This window comes from Xanthomonas hortorum pv. pelargonii (assembly GCF_024499015.1).
Lineage (GTDB): Bacteria > Pseudomonadota > Gammaproteobacteria > Xanthomonadales > Xanthomonadaceae > Xanthomonas > Xanthomonas hortorum_B.
In genome coordinates this window covers 1,318,549-1,335,285 of sequence record NZ_CP098604.1, presented here as the reverse complement: position 1 = coordinate 1,335,285, position 16,737 = coordinate 1,318,549, and the positions used below count along the sequence as shown (strand labels likewise).

15 protein-coding genes and 1 pseudogene are annotated in these 16,737 nt (G+C 65.1%); 1 reads left to right on the top strand and 15 read right to left on the bottom strand.

Annotated elements, in window-relative coordinates; genetic code table 11:
* The first annotated feature begins 30 nt into the window (after positions 1-30).
* Entirely contained in the window at positions 31-525 is a 495-nt protein-coding gene (locus tag NDY25_RS06000; RefSeq protein ID WP_104591458.1) for a dihydrofolate reductase, read from the top strand.
* Between the two features lie 164 nt (positions 526-689).
* On the opposite strand, the gene NDY25_RS05995 is transcribed toward NDY25_RS06000, so the two are convergent.
* From NDY25_RS05995 to NDY25_RS05925, 15 genes and pseudogenes are all read right to left on the bottom strand, one after another.
* Complete coding sequence (locus NDY25_RS05995; RefSeq protein WP_168957041.1) at positions 690-1,877, bottom strand: acyl-CoA dehydrogenase family protein; 1,188 nt, start codon at positions 1,875-1,877, stop codon at positions 690-692.
* Positions 1,878-2,145: 268 nt separating this feature from the next.
* The gene (locus NDY25_RS05990; RefSeq protein ID WP_168957040.1) at positions 2,146-2,904 is read right to left on the bottom strand and encodes an ABC transporter ATP-binding protein; all 759 of its coding nucleotides are present in this window, start codon (positions 2,902-2,904) and stop codon (positions 2,146-2,148) included.
* Positions 2,901-3,755, bottom strand: coding sequence for an ABC transporter permease (locus NDY25_RS05985; RefSeq protein WP_168957039.1), 855 nt, complete (start codon positions 3,753-3,755; stop codon positions 2,901-2,903). The genes NDY25_RS05990 and NDY25_RS05985 overlap by 4 nt, the downstream gene beginning before the upstream one ends.
* A gap of 8 nt (positions 3,756-3,763) precedes the next feature.
* Positions 3,764-4,768: an aliphatic sulfonate ABC transporter substrate-binding protein gene (locus NDY25_RS05980; protein ID WP_168957038.1), complete on the bottom strand. Its 1,005-nt coding sequence runs from the start codon at positions 4,766-4,768 to the stop codon at positions 3,764-3,766.
* Positions 4,769-4,779: 11 nt separating this feature from the next.
* On the bottom strand, positions 4,780-5,943 hold the full coding sequence (ssuD, locus tag NDY25_RS05975) for an FMNH2-dependent alkanesulfonate monooxygenase (protein ID WP_006451485.1): 1,164 nt from the start codon (positions 5,941-5,943) through the stop codon (positions 4,780-4,782).
* 265 nt (positions 5,944-6,208) lie between these two features.
* Positions 6,209-6,772 carry an FMN reductase gene (msuE, locus tag NDY25_RS05970; protein WP_104550672.1) on the bottom strand — a complete coding sequence of 188 codons (564 nt, stop codon included), beginning with the start codon at positions 6,770-6,772 and terminating at the stop codon, positions 6,209-6,211.
* 600 nt (positions 6,773-7,372) lie between these two features.
* Entirely contained in the window at positions 7,373-8,329 is a 957-nt protein-coding gene (locus tag NDY25_RS05965; RefSeq protein WP_168957037.1) for a symmetrical bis(5'-nucleosyl)-tetraphosphatase, read from the bottom strand.
* A gap of 28 nt (positions 8,330-8,357) precedes the next feature.
* Entirely contained in the window at positions 8,358-8,741 is a 384-nt protein-coding gene (gene apaG, locus NDY25_RS05960) for a Co2+/Mg2+ efflux protein ApaG (RefSeq protein ID WP_006451488.1), read from the bottom strand.
* 36 nt (positions 8,742-8,777) lie between these two features.
* Positions 8,778-9,566 (bottom strand): 16S rRNA (adenine(1518)-N(6)/adenine(1519)-N(6))-dimethyltransferase RsmA, encoded by a 789-nt coding sequence (gene rsmA / locus NDY25_RS05955; protein WP_006451489.1) that lies wholly within the window; start codon positions 9,564-9,566, stop codon positions 8,778-8,780.
* Between the two features lie 105 nt (positions 9,567-9,671).
* On the bottom strand, positions 9,672-10,640 hold the full coding sequence (gene pdxA, locus NDY25_RS05950; protein WP_168957036.1) for a 4-hydroxythreonine-4-phosphate dehydrogenase PdxA: 969 nt from the start codon (positions 10,638-10,640) through the stop codon (positions 9,672-9,674).
* A 4-nt stretch (positions 10,641-10,644) separates the two neighbouring features.
* Entirely contained in the window at positions 10,645-12,045 is a 1,401-nt protein-coding gene (locus NDY25_RS05945; protein ID WP_023902939.1) for a peptidylprolyl isomerase, read from the bottom strand.
* Positions 12,042-14,471 (bottom strand): annotated as a pseudogene (gene lptD, locus NDY25_RS05940) (LPS-assembly protein LptD). Before lptD ends, NDY25_RS05945 begins: the two are co-directional and overlap by 4 nt.
* 127 nt (positions 14,472-14,598) lie before the next feature.
* Positions 14,599-15,507, bottom strand: coding sequence for a histone deacetylase family protein (locus NDY25_RS05935; protein WP_168957034.1), 909 nt, complete (start codon positions 15,505-15,507; stop codon positions 14,599-14,601).
* Positions 15,508-15,544: 37 nt separating this feature from the next.
* Positions 15,545-16,102 (bottom strand): cob(I)yrinic acid a,c-diamide adenosyltransferase, encoded by a 558-nt coding sequence (locus tag NDY25_RS05930; RefSeq protein WP_168957033.1) that lies wholly within the window; start codon positions 16,100-16,102, stop codon positions 15,545-15,547.
* Position 16,103: 1 nt separating this feature from the next.
* The gene (locus tag NDY25_RS05925) at positions 16,104-16,682 is read right to left on the bottom strand and encodes a hypothetical protein (protein WP_168957032.1); all 579 of its coding nucleotides are present in this window, start codon (positions 16,680-16,682) and stop codon (positions 16,104-16,106) included.
* Positions 16,683-16,737 lie beyond the last annotated feature (55 nt).

Below are 16,737 nucleotides of genomic sequence, written 5' to 3'. Positions count from 1 at the left end.
ATGCAGCCTGCCTGCGCTGTATGCTGAGGTATGAAAATCACCCTGATCGTCGCCTTCGACCGCAACAATGCCATTGGCCGCGATAACGAATTGCCGTGGAAATTGCCGGATGATCTCAAGCGCTTCAAGGCGCTGACGTTAGGCAAGCCGATCCTGATGGGGCGCAAGACCGCGCAGTCCTTGGGGCGTGCGTTGCCGGGGCGCTTGAACCTGGTGCTGACGCGTTCCGCGCAGGTGCCGTTCGAGGGTATGCAGGCGGTGGCTTCGGTCGATGAGGCGATCGCGCAGGCCGATGCATCCGGTGCGCAGGAGCTGTGCGTCATCGGCGGTGGCGAGGTGTATCGCCTGACGATGGAACTGGCGGATGTTATGGCCGTCACCGAGGTCGCCACGATCGTGGAGCAGGCCGACACCCACTTTCCGCCGATCGACCCGGCCGTGTGGGAACCGGTACAGCGCGAGCGACACACGGCCGATGCCCGCCATGCGTTCGCGTTCGATTATGTGGATTATCGCCGGCGCTGAGGCATGCGCGTTGCTGAAAGACCGATCGCTGCAGTGCGCAGTGGCGCGTGCGTTGAATGAGCGGTTGGTCGCTATCGCCGCATCACGTTCAAGCAACCAAGCGCGGCTGACACAACGAGTGCGTGGATGCAGGCGAAACATCAGCGCACTCAGGAATAGAACACTCAGGAATAGAAGCTGGGTGTCGGCGGCTGCTGGCACAGCGCCCATTCGCCGAGTTCGCGCAGCTTGTAATCGACCGGGTCGTGCAGCGTCTGGGTACGCAGGTTGCGCCAGTAGCGGTCCAGCCGCAGCGCGGCGTGGGTGGCGCGCGCGCCGGTGACTTCGAACAGCTTGCTGCAGACCTCCAGCCCGACACGGGTGGTGGCGACCTTGGCGGCAGCCACCGCCAACGCGACCTGCGTGCGTTCGTCGCTGCTCAGTGCGTGTTCCTTGCGCCAGGCGGCATCGAGCAGTTCGGCGGCGCGACCGGTGAGTAGCCGGGCACTTTCCAGGCCCAGCCAGAACTCGCCGTAATGGGCCAGGATGTAGGGGTCCTCGCTGGCCTGTTCGACACCGGAGCGATGCCAGGCGCGAGCTTGGGTCAGGGTGTAGGTGCGCGCTTCTTCGAACGCACCCTCGGCAATCCCCAGGAACAGATGCGCGAACAGCAACTGCGCGATCAACGGGCGCAGACAGGCGAACGGTGTGCTCAAGGGGCCGGGATCGAGCAATAGTTCGCTTTCTTCCACGCGCACGCGTTCGAAGGTGGCGCTGCCGCTGTCGGTCTGACGCTGGCCGATGTTGTCCCAGTCGTGGCCCAGCGTGATGCCGCTGCGCGTGGTGGGAATGGCGCCGATCAACAGTTTGCCGCTGCGTTCGTCCAATGCGGAGGCGATCAGCATCTGCGAGTCGATGGCACCGGAACAGAAACTCTTTTTGCCGGAGAACTCGCGCCAGCCGTCTTGGTGCACGGCGACGGTGCGGGTATCCAGCGGATTGAGTGCGTTGCCCCAGAACCAGTGCGCGCGCGCGGTCTGTTCCAGCCACGGCTGCCACTGCGCTGGCTGGCCGAACAGGCGTACGGTGGCCAGCATCAAATGATGGAAGCCGAAGACATGCGCGATGGAGCTGTCGACCTTGGCGAATGCGCGCACGATCTGCAGCACCTCGCTCCAGCTGGCGCCAAGGCCGCCGTACTGCACGGGAATGCTCAGCGCGAGCAGTCCGCTGGCTCGCAATGCATCGCGTTCGGCCTTGGGCGTGCCGCCGCGTGCATCGCGTTCGATCGCGGTCTCGGCGAATTCGGCCGCCAGGCGCTGAGCGGTCTGCAGCGGAGTGAGCACGGACGGTTGTGGTGGGAGGCTCGTCATGCGCGATGGCCTTGTCGGATGGGAAACAGTGCGGTCAGTGCGGGTTGACCAGTAGCAAGTGTTGAGTGCTGATGATCGGGGCGGCAGCCAAGCAGGGTCTTGCGCCTGCATTCCAGTTCGGCAGACGCGTCAGGCGTGGCGAGCAAAACGACTGTGCGCTCATCAGATCGGCATGCACGGTACTTGGAATCTCATGTGCCACGCTTGCATGACGTTGTCTGCGACTTGTCCAAGGCCGGCCGACGGCCGCTCTCGCGCCTGATCATCTTCAAAACACATGAATGTCGTGCAGCGCCGCGAGCAGGGTCTTGCGGGCCTGACGCAGTGCCGGTTCGTCGGTTTGGCGATCGCGCGGACGCGGCGTGTCCAGCTGCAGTGCATGCGCAATCGACCCTGGCTGGCCGCCGATGACAATCGCACGGTCGCTCAGGTAGACCGCTTCTTCGATGTCATGGGTGACCAGCAACACGCTGAAACCATGCTCGCCGGCCAGGCGCAGCAACAGGTCCTGCAGCTTGATGCGGGTGAACGCATCCACCGCGCTGAAGGGCTCGTCGAGCAGCAGCACGCGCGGTTGCCGGTACAGCCCACGGGCCAGCGCCACGCGTTGCGCCTGGCCGCCGGACAGTTGCTTGGGCAGCGCGCTTGCGTAGTCGAGCAGGCCGACCTCGCCCAGCAACTGCTGCACGCGTGGAGATTGCCGCGCCGCAGCTGGCGACAGATCCGAATCGTCGGCAAAGGCGACATTGGCGGCCACGTCCAGCCACGGCAGCAGGCGCGGTTCCTGGAAGATGAAACCGATGCGCCGGTCGACCCCGCGCACGCGCGCGCCATCCAGCAGCATCTCGCCGGCGTAATCGCGTTCCAGACCGGCCACGATGCGTAGCAGGGTGCTCTTGCCGCAGCCGCTGGCGCCGATCAGGCTGACGATCTCGCCCGGTGCCAACTTCAGCTCGATGTCGCGCAGCACCTGGCGTGCGCCGAACTGCTTGCCGGCGATGCGCAGCTGCAGGCCGGTGCTGCTCACGTGTGGTTTCCTGCGTGACCAGGCGCGCTGCGGTTCTGCAGGTTGTCGCGCCAGCGCAGCGTGCGCGATTCGATCGCCTTGAGCAGGCTGTCGCTGAGTTTGCCGAGCAAGGCCAGCAGCACGATCGCACCGATCACGATATCCGGCCGCGAGGTTTCGCGCCCGTCGCTGAGCAGATAGCCCAGCCCTCGCGTGGCGGCAATCAATTCGGCGGCCACCAGAAACATCCAGGCCAGACTCAGGCTGGTGCGCAGCCCGGTGAAGATCGACGGCAGCGCCGCCGGCAGCAGGATCCGCCGCACCAGGCGCGGTTTGGACAGGCCGTAGCTTTCGCCCAGTTCCACCAGCGTGCGGTCGACCTGGCGCAGGCCGCTGACCACGCCCAGATACACCGGGAAGAACGCGCCGATGGCGACCAGGGTGATCTTCGGTGCCTCGTCGATGCCCATCCACAGCAACAGCAACGGTACCCAGGCCAGGCTGGGCACCGCGCGCAGTGCCTGGAAGCTGGGGTCGATCAGCTGTTCCAGCCAGCGGCTCAGTCCAACCCCAACGCCGATCAGCAAGCCCAGGCCGGCGCCGATAGCGAAGCCGGCCAGCACCCGCAACACGCTGGCGCCGATATGGCTGGCCAGCCCGCGGCCGGCCTCGTCTGCCAGCGTGGTCAGGATCTGGCTTGGCGGCGGCAGCAGGTAGCGCGGTGTCCAGCCGAGCGCCGAGGCGATTTCGAGCGCGCCGAAGAAGCTCAATGGCAACAGCCAGCCGAGGCTGCTGGCCGGCAGTCTGAGTTGCAGTCGCGACGGCGTCGTGGTCGATAAGCTGCGCGCAACGCGCAAGGAGGTGTCGTTCATCGCCGCGCTCAGCCCTGCGCCACACGTGCGCGTGTGGCGTAACTGGGATCGATCAGTGCGGCCAGCACCTTGCTCAGATCGGTGCCGGGCCGGACCAGGCCTTCTTCCAGCAGGATGGGCGCCGCGCTCTGCAGCGCCGCCCGCTCTTCGGGGCCAATCACCGGATTGCGCAGGTCGGTGCGCTGCAGCTGTAGCGTGGCGACCTGGGGTGACAACCGGGCCTCGGTGGCGATCAGCGCGGCAAGTTCGTCGGGGTGGGCGATCGCCCATTTGCGCGCTTTTTCGTAGGCCTGGATCACCAGCGGAATCTGATCGGGGTAAGCGGCCGCGAAGGTCTCGCTGACATTCAAGAAGCCACGGGAATTGAAGGCGACGTTGCGGTAGATCAACCGCGTGCCGGCCTCGATCTGGCTCGCGGCGAGGTGCGGGTCCAGGCCGGACCACGCGTCCACATCGCCGCGTTCGAGCGCGGTGCGCCCGTCGGGATGCTGCAGATGGACGATCTCCACCGCGTTCTTGCTCAACCCGGCCTGCCGCAGCGCGCGCAGCAGGAACAGGTAGGCGTCGGTGCCCTTGGTGGCAGCGATGCGTTTGCCTTTGAGTTCGGTCAGCTGCCGGATGGGCGAGTTCTTGCCCACCGCCAGCGCAATCCATTCCGGGCGCGAGTAGATGTACACGGCCTTGATCGGATTGCCGTTGGCGCGCGCCAGCAGCGAGGCCAGGCCGGCGGTGCTGCCGAAGTCGATGCTGTTGCCGCCCAGGTATTCCAGCGCGCGATTGCTGCCGGCCGACAGCACCCATTTGACTTGCGTGCCCTGCGCCTTGAGCGCTTGTTCCAGCCAGCCGAAGTGCTTGAGCACCAGCGAGGTCGGCGAGTAGTAGGCGTAGTCCAGGCGCAGTTGTTTGGGAACCGCACCGTTGGCTTGCGCAAGGGCGGTGCTCGACAACAGCGGCGAGGCGCCGAGCGCGACGCCGGCGAGGGTTCCGAATTTCAGCAGGTTGCGGCGCTTCATAAATGCTCCAGTCAGCGCGCCGCAGCGCGCGGCACGATGGTGTTGGCGATGACCTCGCCGAAGGGGCCGCTCAGGGCCTGCCCGGGCAGCTTCTGCTTGAGCGCGCGCGGCAGCAGCGGGAACACCAGCTCGGCGAAGCGGTAGGCCTCCTCCAGATGCGGATAGCCGGAGAAGATGAAGGTGTCGATGCCGAGCGCTGCGTATTCCTCGATGCGCTTGGCCACGGTCTGCGGGTCGCCGACCAGCGCGGTGCCGGCCCCGCCACGCACCAGGCCGACGCCGGCCCACAGATTCGGGCTGACTTCCAGATCGGCGCGGGTGCGGCGCTGACCGCTGCTGTGCAGCGCGGCCATGCGCCGCTGGCCCACCGAGTCCATGCGTGCGAAGGCACTCTGGGCGCGCTCTACGGTGTCATCGTCCAGGTGACTGATCAGCGACTCCGCTGCCGCCCACGCTTGTTCATCGGTCTCACGCACGATCACATGCAGACGGATGCCGAAGGTGAGCGAGCGCCCAAGTGCGGCGGCCTTGCTGCGCACCGAGGCGATCTTTTCCGCCACCGCTTCCGGCGGCTCGCCCCAGGTGAGATAGGTATCGACCTGTTCGGCGGCCAACTCGTGCGCAGCATCGGAAGAACCGCCGAACCACACCGGCGGATACGGCTGCTGCACGGTGGGATACAGCAGCTTGGCTGCCTTCACTTGCAGATGTTTGCCGTCGAAGTCGTAGCTGTCGCCTGCGTGGCTGTGGGCGATGATCTCGCGCCAGATGCGGATGAATTCTGCCGAGGCTTCATAGCGCTCGGCGTGGTCGAGAAACACGCCATCGCCTTCCAGCTCGCCACGGTCGCCGCCGGTGACCAGGTTCACCAGCAGGCGCCCGCCGGACAGCCGATCGAAACTGGCGGCCATGCGTGCGGCCAGCGCTGGCGCCATCAGGCCAGGGCGCAGCGCGACCAGAAACTTCAGCCGGCGTGTGGCGTTGATCAGACTGGACGCGACCACCCAGGGGTCTTCGCAGGAGCGCCCGGTGGGAATCAGCACACCGTCGTAGCCAAGGGTGTCGGCCGCAACCGCCACCTGGGTAACGTACTCGGCGCTGACCTGGCGTGCGCCGGCGCTGGTGCCCAGATAGCGGCTGTCGCCGTGGGTGGGAATGAACCAGAACATGTCCATGGTTGGTCTCTTTGGTGCGAGCATTCGGTGCGAGTCCCTCGCAGGAGCCCGCACATCCATGTGCGGGGATTGGATCGGGCGAGTCCGTCGCAGGAGCCGCACATCCGTGTGGGGAGTAGAAGGGGCCAATTCGTTGCGGTAGCCATCGCATCTATGCGTACGTGTGCTAGGCGAGTTCTTTGCAGGAATAGTCCGTAATTACGTGCGCGGGGACGTAATAAACGGCTGATCTATCAGAGCTCGCACTTGCGCATGCAGGATTTGCTCAGGCAATGCGACGCAGCGCGTCGGGGCGTGCGCCGAGTACGCCTGCGGCGCGTTCGGCGGCCAGTTCGATGCGTTGACGCAGGGCCGGATTGACCACGCGGTACTCCTGGAAATCGGTCTCGGTGGCGTAGATGCCGATCGGCAAGGTCAATGCCTGGAAGAAGGCGAACAGCGGGCGCAGTTGATGGTCGATCACAAGTGCGTGCCGCTCGCTGCCGCCGGTGGCAGCGAGCAGGATCGGTGTGTCGATCAGCGCGTTGATGTCGATCAGATCGAACAGATGCTTGAGCAGGCCTGGATAGGAGCCGCGATACACCGGTGCGACGACCAGCAGCAGGTCGGCCGATTCGATCTGGCGTAACGCCTGTTCGGTCGTCTCATCCAATTCGCTGCGCCACAGCGCCGCGCCTAGCGGCCGGGCGATATCGCCGAGTTGGAGAATGCTGGGTTTGATCGGCAGTCGTCGCGCAAGTTCGGCAAGCGTTGCCTCAGCCAACGCAAGGCTGCGAGAAGGGCGCGAGGTGCCGCCGGAAACGGCAACGACATTCAACGGAGTGCGCATGCAGGAGTCCTGTGGTGGCGGTATCGGGCGGTCACGTAAATCCGTGCCATCCGGATAACAACAGTGTTGCTGCAAAGTAAAGAGCAGTGCGTCGACACTGTTTTCTGTATCGACAGCGTGGCATCCCATCTGACTGCACACTGGCAGACATGGCAATGCACGCTACCTTCAAATGCGCTGATGGCTTATCAGATTTGAGAATGACTTTATGAAAAACGCGTCATTCGCCCTGTTTTATCGATCTTTCCATCGTCGCTCATGATGCTGATGGCATGACGAAACTGCCTGCGGAGATAAGTGCAGACCGAATGTGGGTGGAGCACGATTAACTCAGCAGGTTGCGATGCGAACCTGATCGAAACTCCGCCGCAGTTCGCCGAACGTGGCGTCGTTGGGCAGGGCATCGGCGTGGCTTTGCGGCTTCCCGCATTTCATCGAAGCACCGATTACTTCAGTCTCAACGTATCTCGGCATGCACGCGTACTGGAAGCCGAGAGCGCATGCATTCCGGTCACGTGGCAGCGCCACGCTAATGCCGGCACGCTGCCGCAAAGTAGACGCTCGGCATGCTGCAACCAGCACGCCGACCAATCCAGCTTTTCAGTCTGCGGCGGGCGGAGCCGTGTTGGGGGCCGTGGTGGAACTTGCGTTCGCGTTCGCGGTGTCGCCACCGCCACCACGCTGGCGTTGCCGACGACGCGGTGGTCGTGCGCGCTGCGCTGCCTGTGGCGGGTGCGTGATCGGAATGCCGGGCACCTGCACCACGCGTAGTTCGTCGGTGTCCAGCTGCAGGGCGGTGAGTTTGCCGCCCCACACCGCGCCGGTGTCGATGGCGTGCACGCCCTGGGTGATGGTCAGGCCGAGCGCGGACCAATGCCCGCAGACGATCTTCAGATCGCGCTCCACCCGGCCCGGCACTTCGAACCACGGATACAGACCCTGCGCCTGCGTGCCCGGCGTGCCCTTGTCGTCGGTGGCGATGCGCCCACGCGGGGTGCAGTAGCGCATGCGCGTGAACAGGTTGATGATCGCGCGGCTGCGGTCGTAACCGCTCAAGCCCGGCGACCAGCCCGGCTGATCGCCGTACATATTGCGCAGCAGTTTGCGATAGCCGCCGCCCTGCAATTGCTGCTCGACCTCGCGCGCATGCTTCTCGGCCAGTTGCGTGGTCCACTTTGGCGCCAGCCCGGCATGGATCATCATCCAGCCCAACGCGCGGTCTACATGCGCCAGTTTCTGCATGCGCAGCCAGTCGAGCAGCACGTCGCGATCTTCGGCCAGCACGATGCGCAGCAGATCCGGATTGACCTTGCGCTGTTCTTCTTCCGAACGCGCGCCGATCGCCAGCAGCGAGAGATCGTGGTTGCCCAGCACCACCACACTGTGTGCGCGCAGCGAATGCACCAGCCGCAGCGTTTCCAGCGATTGACCGCCGCGGTTGACCAGATCGCCGCAGAACCACAACGTGTCTTGCGCGGGATCGAAATTGATTTTTTCCAGCAGGCGCTGGGTGATGTCGTAGCAACCCTGCAGGTCGCCAATTGCCCAGACGCTCATCGCGTGCGCTCCCTCATTGCAACATCCATCAGTGCAGCGTCCTGGGTACGCTCAGCACGAAGGCGGCGATCGGGGCGGTGAATTCGGTGCCATCGTCGGCCACCATGTCGTAGTGACCTTGCATCTGTCCCTGCTCGGTTTCCAGCAGCACGCCGGAGGTGTAGTTGAAGGCCTCACCCGGGCGCAGCCATGGCTGTTCGCCGACCACGCCTTCGCCATCCACCCGCTCGGTGCGTCCGTTGGCATCGGTGATCTGCCAATGGCGCGCGATCAGGCGCGCGGGCAGCGCGCCCGCGTTCTGGATGCGGATGCTGTAGGCGAAGGCATAGCGGCCTTCTTCCGGGGTCGATTGATGAGCGAGGAAGCGGGGCGATACCTCGACCTCGACCCGATAGCGCGGATCATCTTGCATGGGGAAAGTCTAAGGAAAACGATGTGGGAGGGGCGCTCAAGCCAGCTCGACATTGGCCAGACGGATGAAATCCGCGACCTCGAGTTGTTCGGCGCGTGCATCCGGGCGCACCTGCGCGGCCTCGAAATGCGCCGGCTCGCAGACCTCGGACAGGGCATTGCGCAAGGTCTTGCGGCGCTGCCCGAAGCCGGCGCGCACCACGTCGGCAAAGCGCCGGCGGTCCTTGATCAGCACCGTGGCCGGGTCGCGCGGCACCAGCCGCACCACCGCCGAGTCCACCTTGGGCGGCGGCCGGAACGCCCCGGGCGGCACCACGAACAATGCGGTGACCTCGCAGTACGCCTGCAGCATCACGCTCAGCCGGCCATAGACCTTGCTGCCGGGGCCGGCGGCCATGCGGTCGACCACTTCCTTTTGCAGCATGAAGTGCATGTCGGCCACGGCGCCTGCATGGTCCAGCGCATGGAACAGGATTGGCGAGGAAATGTTGTAAGGCAGGTTGCCGACCAGCCGGATCGGCGTGCCATTGGCCAGCGCGGTGAAATCCACGCTCAACACATCGCGATGGATGATGCTCAACGCGCCGATCGGTGCGGCGGCGTCGGTCAATGGCGCGATCAGGTCGCGGTCGAATTCGATCACGGTCAACGCGCCGTGCTTGCGCAGCAGCGGGAAGGTGATCGCACCCTGGCCAGGGCCGATTTCGACCAGATGCTGGCCGGCGCGCGGGGCCACTGCCTGCACGATGCGGTCGATGTAATACCGGTCGGCAAGAAAGTGCTGGCCAAGCGACTTCTTGGCCGGAGCGCTGAAGGAATGATTCATGCGCGCAGTTTAACGGAGCCAGTGCATGCAAGCGGTGTCGTTTCTGACTGCCTGACGAATCTAACGGACGATCGGCGCGCAAATGCGCATGCGATCAGGCATCGCTCAGCCGCGTGCGGCCAATCGCGCGCACAGGGCGGTCGCGGCCATCAGGCTGGACGGATCGGCAATCCCGCGCCCGGCCAGTTCCAGCGCGGTGCCATGATCGACCGCCACGCGCGGGTAGGGCAGGCCGAGCGTGATATTCACCGCCTGCTCGAAGCCGCTGTACTTGAGCACCGGCAGACCCTGGTCGTGATACATCGCCACCACCGCATCGAAACCGGTGAGCTTCTGCGGCAAAAATGCGGTGTCGGCCGGTAGCGGGCCGATCAGCTGCAGGCCTTCGCCGCGCAGTTGCTCCAGCACCGGGATGATGATGTCCAGTTCCTCGCGGCCCAGATGCCCGTCTTCGCCGGCATGCGGATTGAGGCCGAGCACGGCGATACGCGGGTGTTCCAGGCCGAAGTCGCGCCGCAATGCCGCCGCGGTGATACGCAAGCAGCGTGCAACGGTGTCGGCGGTGATCGCGTCGGCCACTGCGCGCAGCGGCAGATGCGTGGTCACCAGCGCCACACGCACGATCGCATTGGCCAGCATCATCACCACTGGGCAGCCGGCCTGTTCGGCCAGTAATTCGGTGGTGCCGGAATAAGGGATGCCGCCGGCATTGATCACCGCCTTGTGCACCGGGCCGGTGACGATTCCCTGCAACTTGCCGGACAGACAGTCGCCGGCCGCGCCACGCAGGCCGGCGATGACCGCCGCCGCGTTGGCAGGGTCGGGTGTGCCAAAGCGGGTTGCCACGGCCTGGCGGATCGGATGCAACGGCAGATCGCCGGTTGCACGCGCAGGTTGATCCGGATCGAGCAGGCGCACAGACAAACACAGCGCCTTTGCGGCGCTGTGCAGGGTATCGGGATCGGCGTAGGCGATCAGGTGCGCATCGGAGCGCGGCCGCTGGGCGAGCCGGACACAGAGTTCCGGCCCGATCCCGGCCGGCTCGCCTGGCACCAGCGCGAGCGACGGGAGCATCGAATCAGCGCGTCGGCTGTGCCGGCGGCGGCGTCGGTGCGGCAGGCGCCGCAGGGTCTGCCGGCTTGGCCGGAGCGGCAGTGGCGTCGCCATCGGCGCGGTCGCCGGTGCGGAAGCTCACATACGCTTCGCCGCGCAGTTCCTGCAGGTAGCGGTTGTACTCTTCTTCCAGCTTGCGACGGCCGATCGTTTCACGGATCTGCGCACGCTGGCTCTCGGCACTGACATCGGTCTGGCGGCTACCGACGCGCTGCACGATATGCCAGCCCGCCTGAGTGCGGAACGGCTCGGACACTGCGCCGTCTGCCAGGCCTTCGACCTGCTTGCCGAAATCCGGGCCGAACGCGTCGGCCGGGAACCAGCCCAGATCGCCACCCTGACCACGGCTATTGGTGTCTTCGGAAGACTCCTTCGCCGTGGCCTGGAAGTCGGCGCCACCGGTGATGCGCGCACGCAGCGTATCGATCTTGGCCTTGGCCTGCGCCTCGGTCTGGTTGTCGCCGATGCGCACCAGGATGTGGCGTGCGTTGTACTCGGTGACCAGTTTCTTTTCGCCACCGGCATTGGCGTCGCGCATTTCCACCAGCTTGAGCAGCTGGAAGCCGCTCGGGCCACGCAGCGGTCCGGCCACCTGGCCAGGCTGCATGTCGCGGATCAGCTGAGCGAACGCGTTGGGAATTTCGTCCAGGCTGCGCCAGCCCAGGTCGCCGCCTTCCAGTGCATTGGGGCTATCCGAATAACGCACCGCAGCCGCCGAGAAGTCCAGCTCGCCTTTGTCGATCAATGCCTTTACGCCATCGACCTTCTTCTGGCCGGTGGCGATCTGTTCGGCATTGGCGCCTTCCGGCAGGCCGACCAGGATGTGCGCCAGGTGATATTGGCTACCGGTGGTGGCCTGTTGGGCCAACGCGGTATCCACTTCACCTTCGCTCACGCTGATACGGCTCTGCGCAAAGCTCTGACGCAGGCGCTGCACGATGATTTCGTCGCGCACCGAGGCACGGAAGTCGCCATAGCCCATGCCATCGGCGGCCAGCTTCTGGCGCAAACCATCCACCGTGGTGCCGTTCTGCTGCGCAATGCTGGCGATCGCCCGGTTGAGCTCCTCGTCGCTGACGCGAATGCCGGTGCTGTCGGCGCGGCCGACCTGCAACTTGACCAGCACCAGACGCTCGAGCACCTGACGCTGCAGGACATCGTCCGGCGGCAGCTGATTATCGCGGCCGGCGTATTGCGACTTGACGTTGCGCACAGCGCGATCGAGCTCGCTCTGCAGCACCACGTCTTCGTCCACAATGGCAGCGATGCGATCCAGTGGCTGGGATTGCTGTGCCGAGGCCATCGGCGAAACCGTGCTGGTGATCACCAGCAGCGAGGCAAGTAACACAGAGAAAGGCTTGGTCATGGAATCAAGTTCGGATCGTAATCGTCCGGATTAGTCGTGGTGTTGCTGGGCGGGACCAAGTACAGGTCGTCGCGGTAATAGCCGAGAATAGCACGGCGCAAAGTGCGGTCCGTGTTCTGCCCGAACGAGCTCAAGCCCTTCAGCACGAACTCCACCTGGATGGAGTTGTCCATATCGCCATTGCGGTTGCGCACGAACCGGCGCACCAGCCCACGCACGGCCAGACAGCAGCTGTCCCACTGCACGCCACCGATGATTTCCAGCGGCTTGCGGTCCAGCAGCGAGTAGTAATAACGACCGACCGCGCTCCAGGTAGGGTTGATCGGATACAGGAAGGAGAAATCGGCCTGCTTGAGCTGGTCGCTTTCGTCGATCAGGTTGCGCCGGTAGCGATACGCCAGGTTGATGATGCCGTCGTTGTTGAGCAGATAACGCGTGCGCAGGCTGGCCAGATCTTCCTTACGCGAGTTTGGATTCCACTGATAGGTGGCGCCCATCGACCAGCGGTCGTTGATCATGTAGTTAGCGTCGGCCACCCAGGCAGACTTGCCCTGTTCGATGGTCTGCTCGCTACCGGCCGCCGAGTTGGTGCTGTTGTTGATGGTGACCAGCGAATCGTTGAAGTACAGGATCTGGCCTGCACTCAACGACAACTTCTCGCGACCATCATCCTGGCGCAGCCAGCGCGAGGTCACCGCCAAGGTCAACTGGTTGGCATCGTTCTGGCGGTCGGCGCCGGTGTAGCGCGAATCGCGGAACAATTGGCCGTAGCTGAAAGTAAACGGACGCGTATCGAAGACCGGCAGGTCGTCCTGGTCGCGGTAGGGCACGTACAGGTAATACATGCGCGGCTCCAACGTATTGAGATAGTTGGTGCCGAACAGCGAGGTCTCGCGGTCGAAATACAGACCGGCATCCACCGAGGCGATCGGGAGGCTGCGTGAGGGCGAGCGATCGCCGGTCAGCGGCGCCGTGTTGGCCAGCGTCGAATCCAGCTGGTACGTGGTATAGCGCCAGGCCACGGTCGGCGTCAGGAACCACGCCGCACCTGACAAAGGCATCGAGATGTAAGGCTTGATGTCCAGGCGTGAGCCGCTGCCGTATTCCTTGTTACGGATATTGGTGCGGACGTAATCGTCCCCGTCGTCGCCGTTGGTGTTTCCGTCCCTAGGGGGCTGGACAAAGTAAGAGTCGTCGTGGGTAAAGCGCACCGCTTCGGCATATACGCCAGCTTCGAAAATGCCGAACGGCTTCTCCCAGGTGAAATACGCACGCGGTTGCCGGTTGTAGGGCAGTGACTGCTCATCAAGCGTGTAGTCGGTCAGCTGCCAGCGGTCCGCCATCAGGCCTGCAGTCCAGGTCTCGCCGGTACCGTAGATGCCCACGGTGCTTTGCACACTGGAAGCCGAGCCCATGCCATTGATGCGGCTGGTGAAATCTTCCACGTAGCGGGTGTCGCTGACCCAGGAAATGCTGCTGCGCGCCTGCCAGTACTTGTTGACGTTGTGATAGCCGCTGTAGAAGACGCTGCCACGGTCCTTGTCGCGCAACTTGTCGTTGGGCAGATAGTTGCCGGTGATCTCGCCGCGACCACCCTCGTACAGGTAACGGAATTCGGTACCGAACATGAAACCGCGCTTGCTCATGTAGCGCGGCAACAAGGTGGCGTCGTAGTTCGGCGCCAGGTTGAGGTAGATCGGCTGCAGGTAATCGAAGCCGTTGCGGCCGGACAGGCCGAACTGCGGGAACAGCAGGCCGGTCATGCGGCGGTCGTCGATCGGAAACTTGAACCACGGGAAGTACAGCACCGGCACCTTGCCGATCTGCAGCACGGCGTTGCGCGCGGTACCGAAGCCTTCTTCGTTGTCGACGTCGATCTCCGGCGCGCGCACGCGCTAGATCGGCTGCGAAGGATCGCAGGTGGTGTAGGTGGAGCGGTGCATCTGCCCGACCTGGCCCTGCAGGTCCACCGATTCCGCGGCGCCATTACCGCGGCGATCCACCAACTGGTACTGGATGTTGCTGACCTTGTGGGCGTCGGTGTCCTGATTGCCTTCGGCGCGGTCGGCGACCATGCGGAAGGAGGTGTCCTGATAGCGCACGTTGCCTTCGGCGATGTAATTGCCGGTCTCGGTGTCCATGCGCAGGTTGTCCGCACCCAGGAACTGGTCGCCGCGCTTGAGCGCCACGTTGCCCTGGTATTGCGGGGTGGTGCTGGTGCCGGACAGCTGATCGCCTTCGATATCGGTGGGCAGCTGTTGGCGCATCTCGGCGGCCTTGGCATCGGCGGCCGGGGCGCCGTCGAAGCCGGGAAGCGGGTCCACGGCAGGGCACAATCCCCAGTTCAGCGGCTTGTCGGCAGCCATGGCCGGGAGGCAGATGGCAATGCTCAAAGGCAGGGGCAGCAGGCGAAGGACTCGGCGCACGCGTGGGTTCAACCAGTAAAATGGCGACTAGCTTGCCGTATACCCCGCATGGGGGCAATGAAAAGCCCCCGCATCGGGAGGGCGAGGTTCATCGCAATGGGTGGCGCGACCAACGCGCCGTCGGGGTTCAACGCAGTGCGGCCACGTGCGCCACGCTGCTCTCGCGCAAGGCTTGCAGGTCGTAGCCGCCCTCCAGCATGGAGACGAGGCGGCCGCGCGCATGCCGTTCGGCCAGTGTGCGCAAGGCACGGGTCAGCCAGGCGAAATCGTCGGCATCGAGCATCAGATCGGCCAGCGGATCGCGCAGATGCGCATCGAAGCCGGCAGAGATCAGGATCAGCTGCGGGCGGAAGGCATCGATCAGCGGCAGCATCTCGTCTTCCCACACGTTGCGGAAGCGCAGCCCGTCGCTGCCCGGTGGCAGCAGCAGGTTATGGATGTTGCCGAGGCCGCGTTCGTAGACGCTGCCCGAGTGCGGATACAGCCCGGACTGGTGGGTGCTGAGGTATTGCACGGTCGGGTCGCGCTCGAAGATCGCCTGCGTACCGTTGCCGTGGTGGACGTCGAAATCCACGATGGTGATGCGTTCCAGCCCGTGCCGGTCGCGCGCGTGGGCGGCGGCCAGGGCGATGTTGTTGAACAGGCAAAAGCCCATCGACACCTGCCCGGTGGCGTGGTGGCCGGGCGGGCGCACCGCGCAGAACGCGGTGCGGGTGAGGTCGTGCATGACCGCGTCCACCGCCGCGATGCCGGCGCCTGCCGCGCGCAAGGCGGCCGCGCGCGAGCCGGGCGACATCACGGTGTCTACATCGAGCCGGTGATGGCCGTCAAAGGCGGTTTCCAGCACCGCATCGACCTGTTCGCGCTCGTGCACCCGGCACAGGTCGCCGAGCTTGGCCAGCGGCGCCTCGCGCCAGTCCAGATCCGGGAAGGCGTCGCGCAGGGCATCGACCACCGCTTCCAGACGGGCGGGGCGCTCGGGATGGTCGGGGCCGGCGTCGTGGCCGAGGCAGGCGGGATGGGTAAAGACCAACATGGGGCAAATCTAGCCTTTCTGCCGTGCCATGTGCATGTCAGCCGCGCCGGCGGTCGTGCCGCCACAGCACTTCCTGCTGGCCATCGGCACGCGCCAGCACGCGGGCAAGCACGAACAGCAGGTCGGACAGGCGATTCAAATAGCCGATCGCCTCGCTGCGCACGGTCTCCTGACGCGACAGCGCAACGGTCTCGCGCTCGGCCCGGCGCACGATGGTGCGGGCCAGGTGACAGCGCGCGGCCGCTTCGCCACCAGCCGGCAGGATGAATTCCTGCAGCGGGGGAAGCGTGTCGTTAAAGTGGTCGAGCTGACGCTCCAGCGTCTCGATATCGGTGGCGTCGATGGCCGCATGCCCGGGGATGCACAGCTCGCCGCCCAGATCGAACAGTTGGTGCTGGATGGTCGTCAGCAGCGCGGCGATCGGCTCCGGCACGCCCGGGGCGGCCAGCAATACGCCGATGGCCGAATTGGCTTCGTCCACGGTGCCGTAGGCAGTGACGCGCAGCGCGTCCTTGCCGGTGCGGCTGCCGTCGCCCAGGCCGGTGCTGCCGTCGTCGCCGGTGCGCGTATAGATGCGTGAGAGCCGGTTGCCCATCTCAGCCGGCCTGGGTCTGGCCGTGCGCGCTGGTCAGGCGCTCGGCGGCAACCTGGATCACTGCGGCCGCCGCAACGTAGAGCGCGGCGCTGCGCAGGTAAGGACCCAGCCAGTCGGTGTAGTTCTTGAACCAGCCGGCGACGGTCGGCTCGGCCACGCTGGCGCTGATCCAGTAGAAGCTGCCCTGGGCGATCAGCTGGCACAGCGCCACGGCGATCAACAGCGCCGGCACCAGCTTGCCCAGCGCGCTCCAGTCGGCGCCGTGGTAATGCCGGCGCAGCCAGACACCACCGGCCCACAGCGCGAAATACGCCGGGATCAGGCACCAGTAAGCGGGCGACACGCAGTAGTGCTGCCAGAAGCTCAGGCCCTGGTTGGTGATCACCAGCCAGTCCACCGCCACCGCCAGCAGCATCAGCAGCGGGAATGCCAGTTTGCTACGCGCGGCCAGATGGAATCCGCCAATGAAAAACACCGCCCACGAGGCGTCCGGGACCGGCGCGAAGTGGTTGATCCGCGTGGCCGCCATCAGGACGGCGAGCAGGCTCAAAATCAGGGTGTCGTGCGAGCGAGGAGTCATGCGCGAAAGGAGCCGGATCACAGGCCCGGGAGTGTAGCGTGGAACCCGCCGAGCC

Coding starts and splice junctions, on each gene's coding strand:
- ssuD (WP_006451485.1), bottom strand. CDS start 5,943: ATGGACATGTTCTGGTTCATTCCCACCCACGGCGACAGCCGCTATCTG.
- NDY25_RS05925 (WP_168957032.1), bottom strand. CDS start 16,682: ATGACTCCTCGCTCGCACGACACCCTGATTTTGAGCCTGCTCGCCGTC.
- apaG (WP_006451488.1), bottom strand. CDS start 8,741: ATGCAAGATGATCCGCGCTATCGGGTCGAGGTCGAGGTATCGCCCCGC.
- NDY25_RS05935 (WP_168957034.1), bottom strand. CDS start 15,507: ATGTTGGTCTTTACCCATCCCGCCTGCCTCGGCCACGACGCCGGCCCC.
- rsmA (WP_006451489.1), bottom strand. CDS start 9,566: ATGAATCATTCCTTCAGCGCTCCGGCCAAGAAGTCGCTTGGCCAGCAC.
- NDY25_RS05930 (WP_168957033.1), bottom strand. CDS start 16,102: ATGGGCAACCGGCTCTCACGCATCTATACGCGCACCGGCGACGACGGC.
- NDY25_RS05980 (WP_168957038.1), bottom strand. CDS start 4,768: ATGAAGCGCCGCAACCTGCTGAAATTCGGAACCCTCGCCGGCGTCGCG.
- NDY25_RS05965 (WP_168957037.1), bottom strand. CDS start 8,329: ATGAGCGTCTGGGCAATTGGCGACCTGCAGGGTTGCTACGACATCACC.
- NDY25_RS06000 (WP_104591458.1), top strand. CDS start 31: ATGAAAATCACCCTGATCGTCGCCTTCGACCGCAACAATGCCATTGGC.
- NDY25_RS05995 (WP_168957041.1), bottom strand. CDS start 1,877: ATGACGAGCCTCCCACCACAACCGTCCGTGCTCACTCCGCTGCAGACC.
- NDY25_RS05945 (WP_023902939.1), bottom strand. CDS start 12,045: ATGACCAAGCCTTTCTCTGTGTTACTTGCCTCGCTGCTGGTGATCACC.
- NDY25_RS05985 (WP_168957039.1), bottom strand. CDS start 3,755: ATGAACGACACCTCCTTGCGCGTTGCGCGCAGCTTATCGACCACGACG.
- pdxA (WP_168957036.1), bottom strand. CDS start 10,640: ATGCTCCCGTCGCTCGCGCTGGTGCCAGGCGAGCCGGCCGGGATCGGG.
- msuE (WP_104550672.1), bottom strand. CDS start 6,772: ATGCGCACTCCGTTGAATGTCGTTGCCGTTTCCGGCGGCACCTCGCGC.